At 64.4% G+C, this 16,088-nt stretch carries 20 protein-coding genes; 17 read left to right on the forward strand and 3 right to left on the reverse strand.

Features of this window, described 5'->3' with window-relative positions:
• Window positions 1–3: 3 nt before the first annotated feature.
• The 16 genes from fliE (at window position 4) to C8E02_RS11960 (ending at window position 12,852) form a co-directional block, all read left to right on the forward strand.
• On the forward strand, window positions 4–324 hold the full coding sequence (fliE, locus tag C8E02_RS11885; RefSeq protein ID WP_047967399.1) for a flagellar hook-basal body complex protein FliE: 321 nt from the start codon (window positions 4–6) through the stop codon (window positions 322–324).
• Between the two features lie 114 nt (window positions 325–438).
• Window positions 439–2,103, forward strand: a complete 1,665-nt coding sequence (fliF, locus tag C8E02_RS11890; protein ID WP_245961139.1) for a flagellar basal-body MS-ring/collar protein FliF — start codon at window positions 439–441, stop codon at window positions 2,101–2,103.
• On the forward strand, window positions 2,096–3,094 hold the full coding sequence (fliG, locus tag C8E02_RS11895; RefSeq protein WP_047967401.1) for a flagellar motor switch protein FliG: 999 nt from the start codon (window positions 2,096–2,098) through the stop codon (window positions 3,092–3,094). The genes fliF and fliG overlap by 8 nt, the downstream gene beginning before the upstream one ends.
• Window positions 3,084–3,875, forward strand: a complete 792-nt coding sequence (locus C8E02_RS11900; protein ID WP_120810976.1) for a FliH/SctL family protein — start codon at window positions 3,084–3,086, stop codon at window positions 3,873–3,875. The genes fliG and C8E02_RS11900 overlap by 11 nt, the downstream gene beginning before the upstream one ends.
• On the forward strand, window positions 3,859–5,253 hold the full coding sequence (gene fliI, locus C8E02_RS11905; RefSeq protein WP_120810978.1) for a flagellar protein export ATPase FliI: 1,395 nt from the start codon (window positions 3,859–3,861) through the stop codon (window positions 5,251–5,253). The genes C8E02_RS11900 and fliI overlap by 17 nt, the downstream gene beginning before the upstream one ends.
• 9 nt (window positions 5,254–5,262) lie before the next feature.
• On the forward strand, window positions 5,263–5,700 hold the full coding sequence (fliJ, locus tag C8E02_RS11910) for a flagellar export protein FliJ (RefSeq protein WP_120810980.1): 438 nt from the start codon (window positions 5,263–5,265) through the stop codon (window positions 5,698–5,700).
• A gap of 65 nt (window positions 5,701–5,765) precedes the next feature.
• Window positions 5,766–6,884 (forward strand): flagellar hook-length control protein FliK, encoded by a 1,119-nt coding sequence (locus C8E02_RS11915; protein ID WP_120810982.1) that lies wholly within the window; start codon window positions 5,766–5,768, stop codon window positions 6,882–6,884.
• Between the two features lie 153 nt (window positions 6,885–7,037).
• Window positions 7,038–7,571: a flagellar basal body-associated FliL family protein gene (locus C8E02_RS11920; protein ID WP_120810984.1), complete on the forward strand. Its 534-nt coding sequence runs from the start codon at window positions 7,038–7,040 to the stop codon at window positions 7,569–7,571.
• Window positions 7,572–7,573: 2 nt separating this feature from the next.
• Window positions 7,574–8,587 carry a flagellar motor switch protein FliM gene (gene fliM / locus C8E02_RS11925; protein WP_047967406.1) on the forward strand — a complete coding sequence of 338 codons (1,014 nt, stop codon included), beginning with the start codon at window positions 7,574–7,576 and terminating at the stop codon, window positions 8,585–8,587.
• Entirely contained in the window at window positions 8,580–9,026 is a 447-nt protein-coding gene (gene fliN, locus C8E02_RS11930) for a flagellar motor switch protein FliN (protein ID WP_047967407.1), read from the forward strand. Before fliM ends, fliN begins: the two co-directional genes overlap by 8 nt.
• Window positions 9,023–9,463: a flagellar biosynthetic protein FliO gene (gene fliO, locus C8E02_RS11935; protein ID WP_120810986.1), complete on the forward strand. Its 441-nt coding sequence runs from the start codon at window positions 9,023–9,025 to the stop codon at window positions 9,461–9,463. The genes fliN and fliO overlap by 4 nt, the downstream gene beginning before the upstream one ends.
• Entirely contained in the window at window positions 9,460–10,203 is a 744-nt protein-coding gene (gene fliP, locus C8E02_RS11940; RefSeq protein WP_211329239.1) for a flagellar type III secretion system pore protein FliP, read from the forward strand. The genes fliO and fliP overlap by 4 nt, the downstream gene beginning before the upstream one ends.
• A gap of 3 nt (window positions 10,204–10,206) precedes the next feature.
• A complete protein-coding gene (gene fliQ, locus C8E02_RS11945; RefSeq protein WP_047967410.1) occupies window positions 10,207–10,476 on the forward strand; it encodes a flagellar biosynthesis protein FliQ in 270 nt (89 codons plus the stop codon).
• Window position 10,477: 1 nt separating this feature from the next.
• The gene (gene fliR, locus C8E02_RS11950) at window positions 10,478–11,254 is read left to right on the forward strand and encodes a flagellar biosynthetic protein FliR (protein WP_120810990.1); all 777 of its coding nucleotides are present in this window, start codon (window positions 10,478–10,480) and stop codon (window positions 11,252–11,254) included.
• Between the two features lie 92 nt (window positions 11,255–11,346).
• Window positions 11,347–12,072, forward strand: a complete 726-nt coding sequence (locus tag C8E02_RS11955) for a YebC/PmpR family DNA-binding transcriptional regulator (protein ID WP_120810992.1) — start codon at window positions 11,347–11,349, stop codon at window positions 12,070–12,072.
• A 30-nt stretch (window positions 12,073–12,102) separates the two neighbouring features.
• On the forward strand, window positions 12,103–12,852 hold the full coding sequence (locus C8E02_RS11960) for a substrate-binding periplasmic protein (protein WP_147424493.1): 750 nt from the start codon (window positions 12,103–12,105) through the stop codon (window positions 12,850–12,852).
• Window positions 12,853–12,914: 62 nt separating this feature from the next.
• Here the strand turns inward: C8E02_RS11960 and C8E02_RS11965 are convergent, their stop codons facing one another.
• The 3 genes from C8E02_RS11965 to arfB all read right to left on the reverse strand — a co-directional run bounded on the left by C8E02_RS11965 (window position 12,915) and on the right by arfB (window position 15,159).
• Window positions 12,915–13,829, reverse strand: a complete 915-nt coding sequence (locus C8E02_RS11965; RefSeq protein WP_120810996.1) for a glutaminase — start codon at window positions 13,827–13,829, stop codon at window positions 12,915–12,917.
• A gap of 134 nt (window positions 13,830–13,963) precedes the next feature.
• The gene (locus tag C8E02_RS11970) at window positions 13,964–14,620 is read right to left on the reverse strand and encodes an HD domain-containing protein (RefSeq protein ID WP_120810998.1); all 657 of its coding nucleotides are present in this window, start codon (window positions 14,618–14,620) and stop codon (window positions 13,964–13,966) included.
• A gap of 137 nt (window positions 14,621–14,757) precedes the next feature.
• Entirely contained in the window at window positions 14,758–15,159 is a 402-nt protein-coding gene (gene arfB / locus C8E02_RS11975) for an alternative ribosome rescue aminoacyl-tRNA hydrolase ArfB (RefSeq protein WP_120811000.1), read from the reverse strand.
• Between the two features lie 202 nt (window positions 15,160–15,361).
• Between arfB and C8E02_RS11980 the strand changes: the two genes are divergently transcribed.
• Window positions 15,362–16,066: a GAF domain-containing protein gene (locus C8E02_RS11980; RefSeq protein ID WP_120811002.1), complete on the forward strand. Its 705-nt coding sequence runs from the start codon at window positions 15,362–15,364 to the stop codon at window positions 16,064–16,066.
• The last annotated feature ends 22 nt before the right edge of the window (window positions 16,067–16,088 follow it).

The following is a 16,088-nucleotide window of genomic DNA, read 5'->3' on the forward strand; positions in this document are numbered from 1 at the left end:
ACTATGTCCACGCAGGGTATCAATCAGCTATTGGGTGAGCTGCGCGCCATGTCGTCGCTGGCCGCGGGTCAGGCGCCTGCGGTAGACAAGACCGCTCCCGAAGTCGATTTTTCTGATGTACTCAAGAGCACGCTGGAGCAGGTCAACCAGGTGCAGAACACTTCACTCGAGCTGCAAAAGCAGTTTGAACTGGGTGAGGAAGGCGTTAACATCCAGGACGTCATGGTGTCGATGCAAAAAGCAAGTCTGAGCTTCCAGACCATGGTTCAGGCCCGCAACAAGCTGGTTTCTGCCTATCAGGAAATCATGAATACGCAAGTGTAGCGCCGTCTGTTTCGAGCTTCGGGCCTGCGGCGGTAAGATCAATAATGAAATAACCACTGTATGGCTGAATTGGTCGATAATACTGCGCCTGCTTGGAAGGGGCGTGCCAACGAAGTGTTGACACGTTTCAATGCCCTTCCCAATAACAAGAAAATCCTGTTCTTCACTGCCATCGCCGCAGTGTTGTCCATCGCGCTTGCCTTGCTGGTATTCAATCGCGAACCTCCCTACAAAGTACTGTTTACCGGTCTGGCCGATAGTGACGGCGGCCAGGTCACCGCCGCGCTGCAGCAGATGAACGTGCCATACCAGATTGGTGACGGTGGCGTGATCTCGGTGCCGAGCGAGCGCGTCTACGATACCCGGCTGAAGCTGGCGACACAGGGCCTACCCAAGGCCGGCGGTGTCGGTTTCGAGCTGATGGACAAGCAGAAGTTCGGCATCAGCCAGTTTGCCGAGCAGGTCAATTACCAGCGCTCGATTGAGGGCGAACTGGCCCGCACCATCAAGGCGGTTGCCGTGGTCGACAGCGCGCGCGTGCATCTGGCGATGCCGAAGCAGACGGTTTTCGTGCGTGACCAGCAACAGCCGACAGCATCGGTGATGCTGACCTTGCGGCCGGGTCGGATTCTGGATGGTGGGCAGATTGCCGGCATCATGCACCTGGTGTCCAGCTCGGTGCCCAACCTGCCGCTGCGCAATGTGTCGATCGTCGATCAGGACGGCAATCTGCTGTCCACGGTGCCGGACCAGAATAATGGCTCGCTTGATCGCCGGCAGCTGGATTATGTGCGCCAGATCGAGGCCGACTACACCAAGCGTGTCGAAACCATTCTCGAGCCGATTTTCGGCAAGGGCAATGCCCGTGCCCAGGTGACGGCCAACGTGGATTTTTCCGAGTCGGAGCAGACCTCGGAGAGTTTTCGCCCCAATTCGACCCCCAATCCTTCCGCGACCCGCAGCCAGCAGATCAGCGAGACGCTGGGGCGCGACGCCAACCTGCCGTCCGGCGTGCCCGGGGCGCTGACCAACCAGCCACCATCGCCGGCGTCGGCGCCGCTGACGCTGCCACCGGGCGCCGCGCCCGGTACGGCCACCCTGTCGGGCTTGCCGATGGGCACCGCCTCCGGCTCGCTGAGTCGCGAAATCACCACCAACTACGAAGTCGACAAGACCATCCAGCACACCAAGTCGCAGAAGGGTGTCATTAAGCGCCTGACCGCGGCGGTGGTGGTGAACTACAAGATGGTGCCCGACAACCAGGGGGTGTTGAAGGCGACGCCGCTGACGGAGAAGGAATTCGGCCAGATTAATAATCTGGTCAAGGAGGCGGTCGGCTTCAATGCCGAACGCGGCGATTCGGTCAACGTGGTCAATGCCAGCTTTGCCGATGCGGTGCCGGTGCTGACGGTGCAGGACAAGGTGCTGGATTTTGCCAGCAACAATGCCTCCGATTTGCTGAAGTACGGTCTGTTGCTGCTGGCCATCCTCTATCTGCTGTTCGGGGTGGTACGGCCGATCATGCGCGACGTGGTGAATCCGCCACCGCCGCCGCCGGTGGATGACCTTGAGGCTGCTGCCAGCAGTGGCCGCCTGCTGGCGGTCGCCGGCGAAGAAAGCGAAGAGGGCGAGTCGGAAGAGGACAGCGACAATCCGTCACCGAAAGAGCTCCAGCGCCGCGTGTTCGAGGCTAATATGCAAAATGTTCGCGAGCTGGTGAAGTCCGACCCTCGCATGGCCGCACAGATTATCAAGGAATGGATCAGCTCTGATGAGTGACGTCGGTGTTCGCCGCAGTTCCGTACTGCTGTTCAGTCTTGGCCAGTCGGAAGCGATCGAGGTCTTCAAGTACCTTGGACCCAAGGAAGTACAGAAGCTCAGTCTGGCCATGGCCGGGCTCAATAACCTGAGCCACGAGGAAGTGGAGAAGGTGGTATCGCAATTCCAGGAGGAGTGCGCGGCGCGCGCCAACTTTGGTGCGACCGACGAGTATCTGCGCAACGTGCTGGTGGAAGCACTGGGTCCAGACAAGGCGGCCAACCTGCTGGACAAGATCCTGCAGGGCAACGACCACAGCGGTATCGAAAGCCTGAAGTGGATGGACCCGTCCTCCGCCGCCGACCTGATCCGCAACGAACACCCGCAAATCATCGCCACCATCATGGTGCATCTGGACCCGGACCTGTCCAGTGCCATTCTGGCCTACTTCCCGGAGCGGGTGCGCAACGAAGTGCTGATCCGTACCGCGACGCTGGAAGGCGTGCAGCCGCAGGCATTGCGCGAGTTGAACGACGTGTTGACGCAGCTGCTGTCCGGCGCCGATCGCGTCAAGAAGAGTGCGGCCGGCGGTGTCGGCATGACGGCCGAGATCCTCAACTTCCTCGGCTCCAACGTCGAAGCCTCGGCGCTGTCCTATATCCGCGAGTACGATCCGGAGCTGGCGCAGCGCATTCAGGACAAGATGTTCGTGTTCGAGAACATCCTGGAAATCGACGACCGCTCGATCCAGACCATCCTGCGCGAAGTGCAGTCCAATTCGCTGGTGGTGGCGCTGAAAGGCACCAGCCAGGAACTGAAAGACAAGATTTTCCGCAATATGTCGTCGCGCGCCGCCGAGATGCTGCGGGATGACCTGGAGTCGAAAGGCCCGGTCAAGCTGTCCGAGGTCGAGGCCGAGCAGAAGGAAATCCTCAAGATCGTGCGCAAGCTGGCCGACGAAGGCCAGATCGTGATTGCAAGCAAAGGTGGAGACGAAGGCCTTGTCGAATAACAACGTCATTCCTGCCGAGTCGCTGGGGCAGTGGCGCAGCTGGACCATGGGCGAGCTGGGTAGTGCTGCCGCGGTACCGGAGACGGCGCCGCCCGAGCTGGCGGCGCCAGCGCCACAGCCGGAGGAGCCCCCTGTCGAGGGGGCTTCGCTCATTATGACGGAGGACGAGCAGGATACGACGTCGCTCGATGCGGTGGCCACGGCCGCCTACCCGACCGCGGCTGAGCTGGAGGCGATTCATCAGGAGGCGTGGCAGACCGGCTACGACGCCGGCTTGCAGGCCGGCATGCAGGCCGGGGAGGAGCGTGGTCGTGCCGAAGGTGCCGAGCGGGCGCTGCTCGAGGCGCAGCAGCAGTTCCAGCAGTACTGGCAGCCGCTGTCCACGTTGCAGCAGTCGTTCGAGCAGGAGTTGTCGCTGCTGGGCGCGCAGCTGTCGCAGGAGGTGTTGGCGCTGGCCGTCAGCTTTGCCGAGAAGATGATCGGCGAAGTGGTACGGCATGACCCCGCGGTGCTGCGCTCGCTGCTGACCGAGGCGCTGGATTCGCTGGCCGACAGCGTGGCGCAGGTGAAAGTGCAGGCGCACCCGGACGAGCTGGCAACCTTGCAGGCGTTTCTGGGGGAGCAGTATCCGCAGTGGCGCATGCAGTGGCAGGCCGATGCCACCCTCACGCGCGGCGGCTGCCGCATTGAAACACCGTCCGCGTCCATCGACCTGACGCTGGAAAGCCGCCTGCAGCTGTTGCGCAAGGGGCTGGGGCTGACGGATGAGCATGCTGATTGAGCGGCAGCGCGACTTCTTGCGCCGATGCGAACAGGCGCTGCGCCCGCTGCCGGCATGGCAGGCGGAAGGGCGCCTGACGCGAGTAACCGGGCTGGTGATGGAGGCGGTCGGCCTGCGCTTGCCAGTCGGTAGTGCCTGCCAGATCGTGGTGTCGGCCGATTATCAGGCCGAGGCGGAAGTGGTCGGCTTTGCCGGTGACCGTCTGTACCTGATGCCGCTGAGCAATGTGCACGGCCTGCAGCCGGGGCTTGCCGTGTGCGCGGTGCCCGAAATCCGGCCGCCACTGTACGACGAACCGGCCGATAGCGGCGGCACGGTACGCATGCTGGGGCGCAAGGTGCCGGTCGGCATGTCGCTGCTGGGGCGGGTGGTGGATTCGCTGGGCCGGCCGCTGGACGGTGGTGCCGAGCCGATGGCCGAGGCGCTGTACCCGCTGTACAGCCAGCCGCTGAATCCGCTGCGGCGCTCGCCGGTGCGCGATGTGCTGGATGTCGGTGTGCGCGCGATCAACGGCCTGCTGACGGTGGGGCGCGGCCAACGTTTGGGCCTGTTTGCCGGCTCCGGTGTCGGCAAGTCGGTGTTGCTGGGCATGATGGCGCGCTTCACCCGTGCTGATGTGGTGGTGGTCGGCCTGATCGGCGAGCGGGGTCGCGAGGTGAAGGATTTCATCGAGCACATCCTCGGTGCGGAGGGTCTGGCGCGCTCGGTGGTGGTGGCGGCGCCGGCGGACTCGCCGCCGCTGATGCGCTTGCACGGCGCCGCCTACGCGACCGCGCTGGCCGAGTACTACCGCGACCAGGGCCTCGACGTGTTGCTGCTGATGGACTCGGTGACCCGTTACGCGATGGCGCAGCGCGAAATCGCCCTCGCCATCGGCGAGCCGCCGGTCAGTAAGGGCTATCCGCCGTCGGTGTTCGCCAAGCTGCCGCAGCTGATCGAGCGGGCCGGCAATGCCGAAGCCGGCGCCGGCTCCATCACCGCGTTCTATACCGTGCTGTCCGAGGGTGACGACCAGCAGGATCCGGTGGCCGATTCGGCGCGAGCCATTCTTGATGGCCACTTCGTGCTGACCCGCGAGCTGGCCGAGTCCGGCCACTATCCGGCGATCGATATCGAGCAGTCCATTTCGCGGGTGATGGTCGACGTCACCACCCCACATCACGTCAATCTGGCGCGCCGCTTCAAGCAGCTGTTTTCGCGTTACCAGCGCAGTCGCGACCTGATCAACGTCGGCGCCTATGTGCCCGGCTCCGATCCTCTGCTGGACGAGGCGATGCGCCGTCACCTGCAGTTGGTCGGCTTCCTGACCCAGCCGATGAACGAATACCACGACTTTGCCTCCTGCCTGACGCAGCTTGAGCAAGTGCTGACCGCCTAAGGCTAGGTCATGAGCAAATTCGACCTGTTGATCCGGCTGGCACAAGACAAGCTGGACGAGGCTGCCAAGCGCATGAAGCAGGCGCAGCAGGCGCAAACGCAGGCGGAGGCGACGCTGCAGCAGGTGGATGCCTTTCTGGCCGACTACCAGCAGCGGGTGCTGCACATGGCGCAGCGTGGCCTCGGTGTCGGGCAATGGCGGGACGCGCGCCTGTTTCTGCTCAAGCTGGAAGAGGCGCGGCAACAGCAGCAGCACGAGCTGGATCGTTGCGTGCAGCGTTTCCTGCTGGAGAAGCAGGCCTGGCTCGGCCTGCGCAAGCAGCTGAAGTCCTACCAGGTGCTGCAGGAGCGCGAGACGGAGCGTCTGAGCGTGCGCCAGCGCAAGGCCGAGCAGAAACAGATGGACGAATTTGCCGCCCGCATCAGCTCCCAGGACAAGGCTGAGTAGCACGCCCTGCTGCTTGGCACAATTCATGCTTTTGTCGGGGTGATGACAATAAGGAGCATGTCTAAATGGCCATTACCGTCCAGTCCGTTTTAAACCTGAGCGACAGCTCGGCCACTCCGAGCCAAAGCTATGTCAGCACGCCGGACTCCCCTTTTGCCATGTTCTTTGCCAACCAGTTGCAGGCGTTTACCCTCGGGCAGCCGGGCGTGGCGGCGGCCGGCGACAGTGCGCTGCTGGACGGCATCGGCCAGCAGCCGCGTGCTGCCGCGGCGCAAGACGCTTCCTTGCTGTTGGGCGGCTTGTTTATGCCCGGCAATGCCGCGGCCAACCCGCTGACCACCGCTGCCGGCAAGGATGCCGCGGCGCTCTCCGCCCTGCCTGATCCCGCGGCGCTCGGCGAAGCACTGGCGGCGGAAGAGTTGGCCGCACTGGCCGCTGCCAAAACCAAGGCCGCCAAAGGTGGCGAGACGGCCGGCGCATTGTCGGAACTGGCAGCGCTGACCGGCGACGCCGCCGCTGACGAAGCGCCGGTACTGCCGGGGCTGCTGGCCGCCGCCAGCAGTGACAAGCGGGCGCTGCGCGCGTTGAAGGATGATGGCCTGTCCGCCGCGGTGGCGGTGCGGCTGGCCATGCGCGAGGCTGAAGCGGCCGAGGCTGGTTCCGAAGTGAAAACCTTGCCGCCGGCACTTGCCGCCGGGCGGCAGGAATTGCCGACCGACTTGTCCGCCAGCGGCGCCGGCAAGGAGCTGAAGGAAGTGCTGCTGGGTGGCACCATGGATCGCAGCAAGCAGTGGGGCGAAGCCTTTGGCCAGCAAGTGGTGAAGGCGGTCGAACGGCAGCTGGACTCCGCGCGCTTCCATGTCACCCCGGAAAAGCTGGGGCCGATTGAAGTCCAGATCTCCATGAACAAGGAGCAGGCGCAGATCGTGGTGACCACCTCCAACCTGATGGCCAAGGAAATCGTCGAGAGCCATCTGCCGGCGCTGTCGCGGATGATGGAACAGGCCGGTCTGCAGCTGGCCGATGCCCAGGTCTCCTCGCAGCAGCAGGGCCAGCAACAGCACGGCCAGCAGGCGCAGCAGCAGCGCGGCCGCACCCAGTCCGAGGCGATGTCGCCGCTGGCTGAGCTGGAGTCCGCCGCACCGGCGGCGACCGTCTCTTCCGGCCTGAGCGTGACCGCCTGATTGGCCAGCTGTGTCGCAGGCTGAAGCAAGGTTGGCCGCAAGCTGGAAACGGCTTGCTGTTTCCCCGGAAATCTACTAAATGGCTGTTCAACTCGACAAGAAATGGAGAAAATAGGGGTTAAGCATTTCTTTTAAACGAGAGCAGGTATTGTCATGGCCGAAAAAGATAAAAAAGAAGACGTTAAAGAAGCCAAGCCCGCGGCAGGAGGCAATAACAAACTACTCTTGGTTGTCATCGTGTTACTGGTACTGGTACTGGCCGCGGTGGGCGGTCTGGCCGCCTATGTGTTCCTGAGCAACAAGTCGGCCGCCGGTGCCGATGCCAGTCATGCCACCGCCGAGCATGCGCCGGAAAAGAAAGAGAAAAAAGAAGGCCCGCCGGTGTTCGAGAAGCTGGAACCGTTTGTCGTCAATCTGAGCGGTGGCTCGTCGATGCTGCAAATCGAGCTGCAGGCCGAGTTGTACGACGAAGCCGCCAAAAACAATATGAAAGCCTATCTGCCGAAAATCCGCAGTGCCCTGATCCTGTTGCTGTCGGCCAAGACCGAAGAGGAACTGCAGTCGGCGGACGGCAAGATCAAGCTGAAGGCGCAGATCAAGAAAATCATCAATGAGTCGATGGATGCCGGTGAAGAAGAACCGGTTGAAAACGTGCTCTTCACATCCTTCATCATTCAGTTGCAGTAATCATGGCTGATGAAATCCTGTCCCAGGAAGAGGTCGACGCGCTATTACGCGGCGTGACCGGGGAAGAGGACAACGACGGCGCGGACAGCGACAACGGTGGCGTACGGGCCTATGACATCGGCCGCCAGGAGCGCATTGTCCGCGGCCGGATGCCGACGCTCGAGATCATCAACGAGCGTTTCGCGCGTAATCTGCGTATCGGTTTTTTCAACTTCCTGCGCCGCAATGCCGAGATCTCGGTCGGGCCTGTGCGGGTGCTGAAGTACAGCGAGTTCATCCGTAACCTGGTGGTGCCGACCAACCTCAACCTGGTGCACGTCAAACCGTTGCGCGGCACCGGGCTGCTGATTTTCGACCCGGACCTGGTGTTCCTGGTGGTCGACAACCTGTTTGGCAGCGATGGCCGCTTCCACGTGCGGGTGGAAGGTCGCGACTTTACCCCGACCGAGCAGCGCATCATCCGCAAGATGCTGGAAGTGGTGTTTGCCGAGTACCAGAAGGCGTGGGAGCCGGTGTACCCGATCGAGTTTGTCTATCTGCGCTCGGAGATGAATACCCAGTTTGCCAACATTGCCACCCCGACCGAGGTGGTGGTGGCCGCGACCTTCCATATCGAGCTGGGTGCCGGCGGCGGCGACTTCCACGTCTGTCTGCCGTACTCGATGATCGAGCCGCTGCGCGATCTGCTGGCCAGCAGCATGCAGGCCGACCGTACCGAGGTCGACAACCGCTGGGTCAACCTGATGCAGTACCAGGTGCAGGCCGCCGAAGTGGAACTGGTCGCCACCCTGGCGCAGACCAAGGTGACACTGGGCGACATCCTCAATCTCAAGGTCGGCGACGTGGTGATGGTGGACGTGGCGGAGAAGGTGGTGGCCGACGTGTCGGGCATCCCGGTGCTGGAGTGCAGCTACGGCACGGTCTCCGGCAATTACGCATTGAAAGTGGAAACGATACTGTCTGGGGCGCAGGAGCTGTTTGAGCCGCCACCGAGTGGAGAGCAAGAAGATGAGTGACGAGCAGGGCTTTGATCCGGATTCGGTTGCCGGAGCAGTTGACGAAGAAGTGTCCATGGACGACTGGGCAGCGGCGATGGCAGAACAGGAAGTGGCCGACACCGCCGCCGCCGAGGTAAAACCGGCGACCAACCTGTTCCAGGACCTGTCCGGCAGCAGCCAGAGCCAGGCGGTGCCGCAGAACCTGGACATGATTCTGGATATCCCGGTACAGCTGACCGTCGAGCTGGGGCGTACCAAGATCGCGATCCGCAACCTGCTGCAGCTGGCGCAGGGCTCGGTGGTGGAGCTGGACGGCTTGGCCGGCGAGCCGATGGACGTGCTGGTCAATGGCTGCCTGATCGCGCAGGGTGAGGTGGTGGTGGTCAACGACCGTTTCGGTATCCGCCTGACCGACATCATTACGCCCGTCGAGCGTATTCGCCGACTACAGAAATGAACCGATTGCTGATTGTGTTGCTGTTGCTGCCGCTGTCGGTCAGCGCCGCCGTGCCCGCCGCCGATGCGGGCACTTCGCCGTTGTGGGGGCTGGTACAGGTGATGCTGGCGCTGGGATTGGTGCTGGCGGTGATCGTCGGTGCCGCGTGGCTGTTCCGCCGCGTCAGCATGGGCGGCATGCTCGGACGCTGGCAGCCGGCCAAGGTGGTCAGCGGCGTGATGGTCGGCCCGCACGAGCGGGTGGTGATCGTCGAGCTGGAAGGGCAGTGGCTGGTGCTGGGCGTGACGGCGAAACAGGTCAACCTGCTGACCAGCATGGCGCGGCCGGAAGGCGCCGCCAATGCCGCCGCCGTGCCGGCGGCCACGCCACCCTTTGCCGAATGGTTGGCCGCAGCGCTGGCCAAACACCGCCGACCCTCCTCCAACGATACGCCATGAGTAAACTCCAACGATTGGGCGTGCTGGCGCTGTTGCTGCTGCCGCTGGGCAGCCAAGCCGCCGGCTTGCCGATGATGACCAGCGCGCCGGATGCGGCCGGCGGGCAAAGCTACTCGCTGAGCCTGCAGATGCTGCTGTTCATGACCTCGCTGAGCTTCATCCCGGCGATGATGCTGATGATGACTTCGTTCACGCGCATCATCATCGTGCTGTCGCTGCTGCGCCAGGCGATGGGCACCATGCAGTCGCCGCCGAACCAGGTGCTGATCGGGCTCAGCCTGTTCCTCTCCATTTTCATCATGTCGCCGACGCTGGACCAGGTGTACGCCAATGCCTGGCTGCCGCTGTCGGAGAACAAGATGTCGTTCGAGCAGGCCGCCGGCGAGGCGGCCAAGCCGATGAAGGCGTTCATGCTGACGCAGACGCGGGAAAAGGATCTGGCCTTCTTCATCGAGATCTCGCGCTCGCCGGCACCGGCGACCCCGGCCGAGGTGTCGCTGAAGACGCTGATTCCGGCCTTCGTGATCAGCGAACTGAAAACCGCATTCCAGATCGGCTTCATGATCTTCATCCCGTTCCTGATCATCGACCTGGTGGTGGCCAGCATCCTGATGGCGATGGGGATGATGATGGTGTCGCCGGTGATCATTTCCCTGCCGTTCAAGATCATGCTGTTCGTGCTGGTCGACGGCTGGACGCTGCTGCTCGGCTCGCTGGTGCAGAGCTTCGGCGGGAGGTAGACCATGACGCCAGAATCGGTCATCACCCTGATCCAGAATGCGCTGTTCATCCTGATCATCGTCGCCGCGCCGCCGCTGGCGGTGTCGCTGCTGGTCGGCCTGCTGGTCAGCATCCTGCAGGCGGCGACCCAGATCAACGAGATGACGCTGACCTTTATCCCCAAGCTGATCGCCATGTTCCTGGTGCTGGTGCTGGCCGGGCCGTGGATGCTGACCACGCTGATGGACTACACCACGCGGCTGTTCCAGAGCATTCCGCTGGCCATCGGCTGACATGTTTGCCATCAGCGATGCCCAGATCAACCTGCTGGTTGCCTACTTCGTGTGGCCGTTCTCGCGCATTCTCGGCGTGCTGCTGGCCGATCCGCTGCTGGCCTCGCGCAGTATCCCGCGTCGCTTCAAGGCCGGTTTTGCGCTGCTGCTGACGTTGCTGGTGGCACCGCTGCTGCCGCCGCTGCCGACTGTGCCGCTGGTGTCGGCCGCCGGTTTGCTGATCGTGCTGCAGCAGCTGATGATCGGCATCATCATCGGTTTCGTGATGCGCATCGTGATCACCGCGGTGGAGCTGGCCGGCTTCATCATGGCGACGCAGATGGGCCTCGGCTTCGCGATGTTCTTCGATCCGCAGCACGCGGCGCAGGTGCCGGCGGTGTCGCGGGTGCTGACCATCCTCACCACCTTGCTGTTCCTGGCCTTCGATGGTCACCACATTCTGCTCACCGCGCTGATGGACAGTTTTGACAAGATGCCGATCGGTGTCAGCGTGCCGGCACTGTCGCTTCGGCTGCTGGCGGAGTGGGGCGGTCACCTGTTCCTGTGGGGGCTGTGGCTGTCGTTGCCGGTGGTCGGCAGCCTGCTGGTGACCAACTTGGCCATCGGCGTGATGACGCGCGCGGCGCCGCAGTTCAACGTGTTTTCCTTCGGTTTTCCGCTGACGCTGATGATCGGCTTCATCGCGCTGTACCTGGTGCTGCCCTTGCTGGAGCCGGCGATCGCGCAAATTTACCGTGACGGTTTCGGCTTTATCAGCAAGCTGCTGATAGCCCCCTAGCTTTTTGCTAAAATCGGCACCCTGCGTTACCCAATTCATTCTTGCGGCGTGCACACGGTACGCCGCCGACTTTTTACTCGATTGAGGCTGCTATGGCTGGTCACAGCAAATGGGCGAACATCAAGCACAAGAAAGAACGCGCTGACGCCAAGCGCGGCAAAATTTTTACCCGCCTGATCAAGGAGATCACGGTGGCGGCCAGAATGGGCGGCCCGGACCTGGATTCCAACCCGCGCCTGCGCCTGGCGGTGGACAAGGCCTGGGATGCCAACATGCCGAAGGACAACGTGCAGCGCGCGATTGACCGTGGCGCCGGCACCCTGGAAGGCGTCGATTACATCGAGTGCCGCTACGAGGGCTACGGCATCGGCGGTGCGGCGGTGATGGTGGACTGCCTGACCGACAACAAGACCCGCACCGTGGCCGACGTGCGCCATGCCTTCTCCAAGTACGGCGGCAATATGGGCACCGACGGCTGCGTGGCGTTCCAGTTCAGCCACTGCGGCTACCTGGTGTTTGCGCCGGGCGTGGACGAGGACGGCCTGATGGAAGCGGCGCTGGAAGCCGGCGCTGACGACGTGATCACCAACGACGACGGCTCACTGGAAGTGATTACCGGCCCCTACGAGTTCAGTGCCATCAAGGCGGCGCTGGAAAAGGCCGGCTACAAGTCGGAAATGGGCGAAGTGACCATGCGCCCGCAGAACGAGACCGAGCTGACCGGCGACGACGCGGTGCGCATGCAGAAGCTGCTCGACGCGCTGGAAGACCTCGACGACGTGCAGGATGTCTACACCTCCGCGGTGATGGACGAATAAGTGTCGCCGCCTGCTCTGCCGGCAAGGCCCGTGTTGTCACGGGCCTTTTTGCTGGCCGCGTTGCTGCTGCTCGCGGTGGCGGCGCGTGCGCAGTCGCTGGTGATGTACAGCAGTGCACATACCGCGCCCAAGCAGTTTGCCGACGGCGGGCGCGCCAGCGGCTACGCGGTCAACCTTGGCGTGGCGATTCTGCGCCGCGCCGGCTTCGAGCCGGAAACGCGCGCGCTGCCGTGGGCGCGGGCGATCAAGGAGGTCGAGGCCGGTCGCGGCGTGCTGGCGCCGGTGTTTTCGCGGACGCCGGAGCGCGAACAGCTGTTCCTGTTCTCGTTGCCGGTGCTGGAGGATGCGGTGGTGCTGGTGCAGGACGCCGCGCGGCCGTTCCCGTTTGCCACGCCGCGTGACCTGATCGGCAAGCGCGTCGGCACCACCCGTGCCGCCCGCTTTGGCGCCGAGCTCAACGCGGTGCTGCCGCAGCTGCGCATCAACGAGGATGGCGAGCCGCCGCAACGGTTAGCGATGCTGCTGGCCGGCCGGCTGGACGCGGCGGTGATTGCCGGCGGCGAGCAGGCGGTGCGCTACAACGCGCAGCGCGCCGGCATCGCGCTGTCGCGCCTGCGCATCGTCGGCAATCCGCTGTTGCTGGACAGCAATCACTTTGCCATCGCCAGTGCCCATCCCGAGGCCGAGGCGATCATGGCGCGCATCAATGCCGCCATCAGCCGCATGAAGGCGGAGCGTAGCCTGCAGCGGCGGCTGGACGACTACCGCGCCCGCTACTAACGCACAAGGTTGGCCGCAAGGCTTGCGGCCAACCTTGTGCCGGCGTGGTGGTGTCTAGCGTCTCAGAACACCGACTCGCCGCTGCGGGTGGTGAAGCGATCCAGCGCCTCCAGTCCGGCCAGCGAATTGCCGCGCGCATCCAGCCCCGGGCTCCACACCGCGATGCTCATCTTGCCGGGTAGCACCGCCAGGATGCCGCCGCCGACGCCACTCTTGCACGGCAGGCCGACGCGGTAGGCGAATTCGCCGGCGGCATCATAGGTGCCGCAGGTCAGCATGATGGCGTTGACCTGCTTGGCCTGGCTGCGCGTCAGCCGTTGCGCGCCGCTGACCGGCGAGGTGCCGTGGTTGGCGAGGAACAGCCCGGCGCGCGCCAGCTCGGCCACGTTCATGCGCAGGCTGCAGGCGCGGAAGTAGTGCGCCAGCACCTGCTCGACATTGTTGTGCAGGTTGCCGCAGCTCTTCATGAAGTGGGCCAGCGCCGCATTGCGGTGGCCGTGTTCCGATTCCGACGCCGCGATCACGTAGTCGAAATCCAGCGCCGGCTGCGCGCTCTCCTCGCGCAGGAAGTCGCGCAGCGCGCTGCTGGAATCACCGAGCTGGCTCAGCGCGATGTCGGTGACCACCAGCGCGCCGGCGTTGATGAACGGGTTGCGCGGCACGCCCTGTTCGTACTCCAGCTGCACCAGCGAGTTGAACGGGTTGCCGGACGGCTCCTTGCCGACGCGCTGCCACAGCGCGTCGCCGTACACCGCCAGCACCCGCGCCAGCATGAAGGCCTTGGAGATGCTCTGGATGGAGAAACGCTTGTCGCTGTGGCCGGTGGCGTACAGCTGGCCGTCCAGCGTCGCCACCGCCATCGCGAATTGTTGCGGGTCCTCGCCGGCCAGTGCCGGGATGTAGTCGGCGGGCGCGGCCTGCGCGAGGTAGGGGCGGACATCGGCGGCGATGTCGTCGATCAGTTGTTGGATGTTCATGGTTTGCTATCGGTCAGGTGTTGTTATCGGTACTACCCTGGCCAGCCGGGTGGTCTGTGCCGCCTCGTACTGGCCAGTTGCTTCCGCCGGCAGCCGCTGGCTGCCGGCCGGATCCGTTGTGGCGCGGCTGCCGTTCAGGACGGCAGCGTCTCGGGTGCCCATTCCGCGACAAACACGTCACGGAACTGGTACAGCCACTGCAGCCGCGCCTCGGCCAGCGCGCGGCCGGCGGCGGTCTGCATGGTGGCGGGCAGCGTCGCCAGCTTCACCGCGATGTGGTCCAGCGCGTAGGCGCGGTCGTCCAGCGGTCGCTGCACGGCGAGCACGTCGTCGCTGGCGGCCAGCGCGCTGTTCATGCGGCCGGCGGTGTAGAACAGCCGCGCCAGGCCGACGGCGCCGAGCGCGTCCAGCCGGTCGGCGTCCTGCACGATCTGCGCTTCCAGCGTCTGCGGTGCGATATTGGCGGAAAAGCTGTGCGCCTCGATGGCGTGCGCCACCGCCGGCAGCCGTGCCGCGTCGAAGCCGGCGGCGGCCAGCCTGGCGCTGGCCAGCGCCGCCGCCTGGCGCGAGGCGAGGTGGCGCTCGGGGTGGTTCTTCGGCAGGTTGACCAGGTCGTGCAGGTAGCAGGCCACCATCACCACCAGCGTGTCGGCCTGCGGGTAGCTGGCCAGCAGCTGTCGCGCCGCATGCCAGACGCGGCCGAGGTGATTCAGGTCGTGGGCGCCGTCGTCACCGGCCTGTTCGCGTGCCAGCGCGAGGCAGAAGGCTTGCCAGTGGTGCAGGTCTTGCATCGTCGATTCCTTGCAGAGGGGGCGGTATTAGAGGGCGCGGCGGTCGGGCTTGTCAATGCGCGTTGCAGCATGCGGGCCGGTCATTGCCGCGGGCGCAAGGTTGGCCGCAACGCTGGCTGGCTGCAGAGTGTGGCGGCTCAGTCGCGCACCGGACCGCGCAGCGACTTGACCTTGCCGCGCAGGCTCTTGCTGTCCATGCGTCGCTGCCGTGCGCCGTAGCTCGGCTTGCTGGCGCGGCGGGCCTTCTGTTCGTGGCTGATGCTGTCGACCAGCTGCTGCAGCCGCTGCAGCGCATCCTGCCGGTTCTGCTCCTGGGTACGGTATTGCTGCGCCTTGATGATCAGCACGCCGTCCTTGCTCAGGCGCTGGTCCTGCAGTGCCAGCAGGCGTTCCTTGATGTGCTCCGGCAGGGTCGAATCGCGGATCACGAAGCGCAGGTGGATGGCGGAGGACACCTTGTTGACGTTCTGTCCACCGGCGCCCTGCGCACGCACGGCGCTGATGTCGACCTCCTGCGGCGAAACCGGATACTTGCTCATGCGGCCAACCTGTGACCGCGGGCAGCGCCGGCGGGCGGACTTGCGGCAGGCGCGTGGGTGATATCGATAGCAGCAGTCATGATTTCGGCTTTGTACGGGGATTGGGCATAATGCGGCGATGGCCGCAGGGTGCGGGATAACCGGATTCTAGCGCCTTTGCGATGATTGCGTATGGAGCCGGCGGCGCCGGCGAGGAGGGTTGATGACTGATTATCTGCAGCGGGCCGGACTGGCGTTGTCCGCGACACAACTGGCCGCCGCGCAGCAGGCACTGGCGGTGGCGCTGACGGTGCCCACGGCAGCGGACTATCCCGATTTGTACCGTTACCCGGTACCCAAGCTGGGCGAGGGCGGCAGTTGTTCGCTGATCGACGAGCTGGAGGCCGAGCCGTGGGACATCGCGCCGCAGTTTGGCGGCGAATCGCTGCCGCTGGCGCAACAGCTGCTGGCGTTACAGGCCTTGCTGGATGCGGTGCTGGCGCAGGTGCCGGCCGACTGGCTGGGGGTGTATTGCCGGGTGCCGCGACCCGAGGCCGACGTGCTGCTGAAGCTGGCCTACCGCGGCCTGCCCAGTCGCGCCGAATTCCCGCTGACCGAGGCGTTTGCCGCCGCCAGCAACAACAGCAAGGTTGGCCGCAGTGGCCGTGGTGTGGTGATTGACGATGTGCGGCAATGGCAGCACGCGGGCGGCGCCTATTACGAGTGCGACCCCAGGGTGCGCAGCGAGGTGTGCCTGCCGGTGTTTGACGCGGCCGGCGAGGTGATCGGCATTCTCGACGCCGAGTCGGCGCAGCCGGGGTTTTTTCACGCCGGGCACCAGGCCACGCTGGCAGCATTGGCCTGCGCGCTGGCGGCGCATTTCGTCAGCCTGCGGGCACTGGCCAAATCGGCGGCGACGGTACTTTAAACTGTAAGCTTTTGCCCCCATT

Origin of the sequence: Vogesella indigofera (genome assembly GCF_003633895.1) — a bacterium.
In the GTDB taxonomy this organism is placed as follows: Bacteria; Pseudomonadota; Gammaproteobacteria; order Burkholderiales; family Chromobacteriaceae; genus Vogesella; species Vogesella indigofera.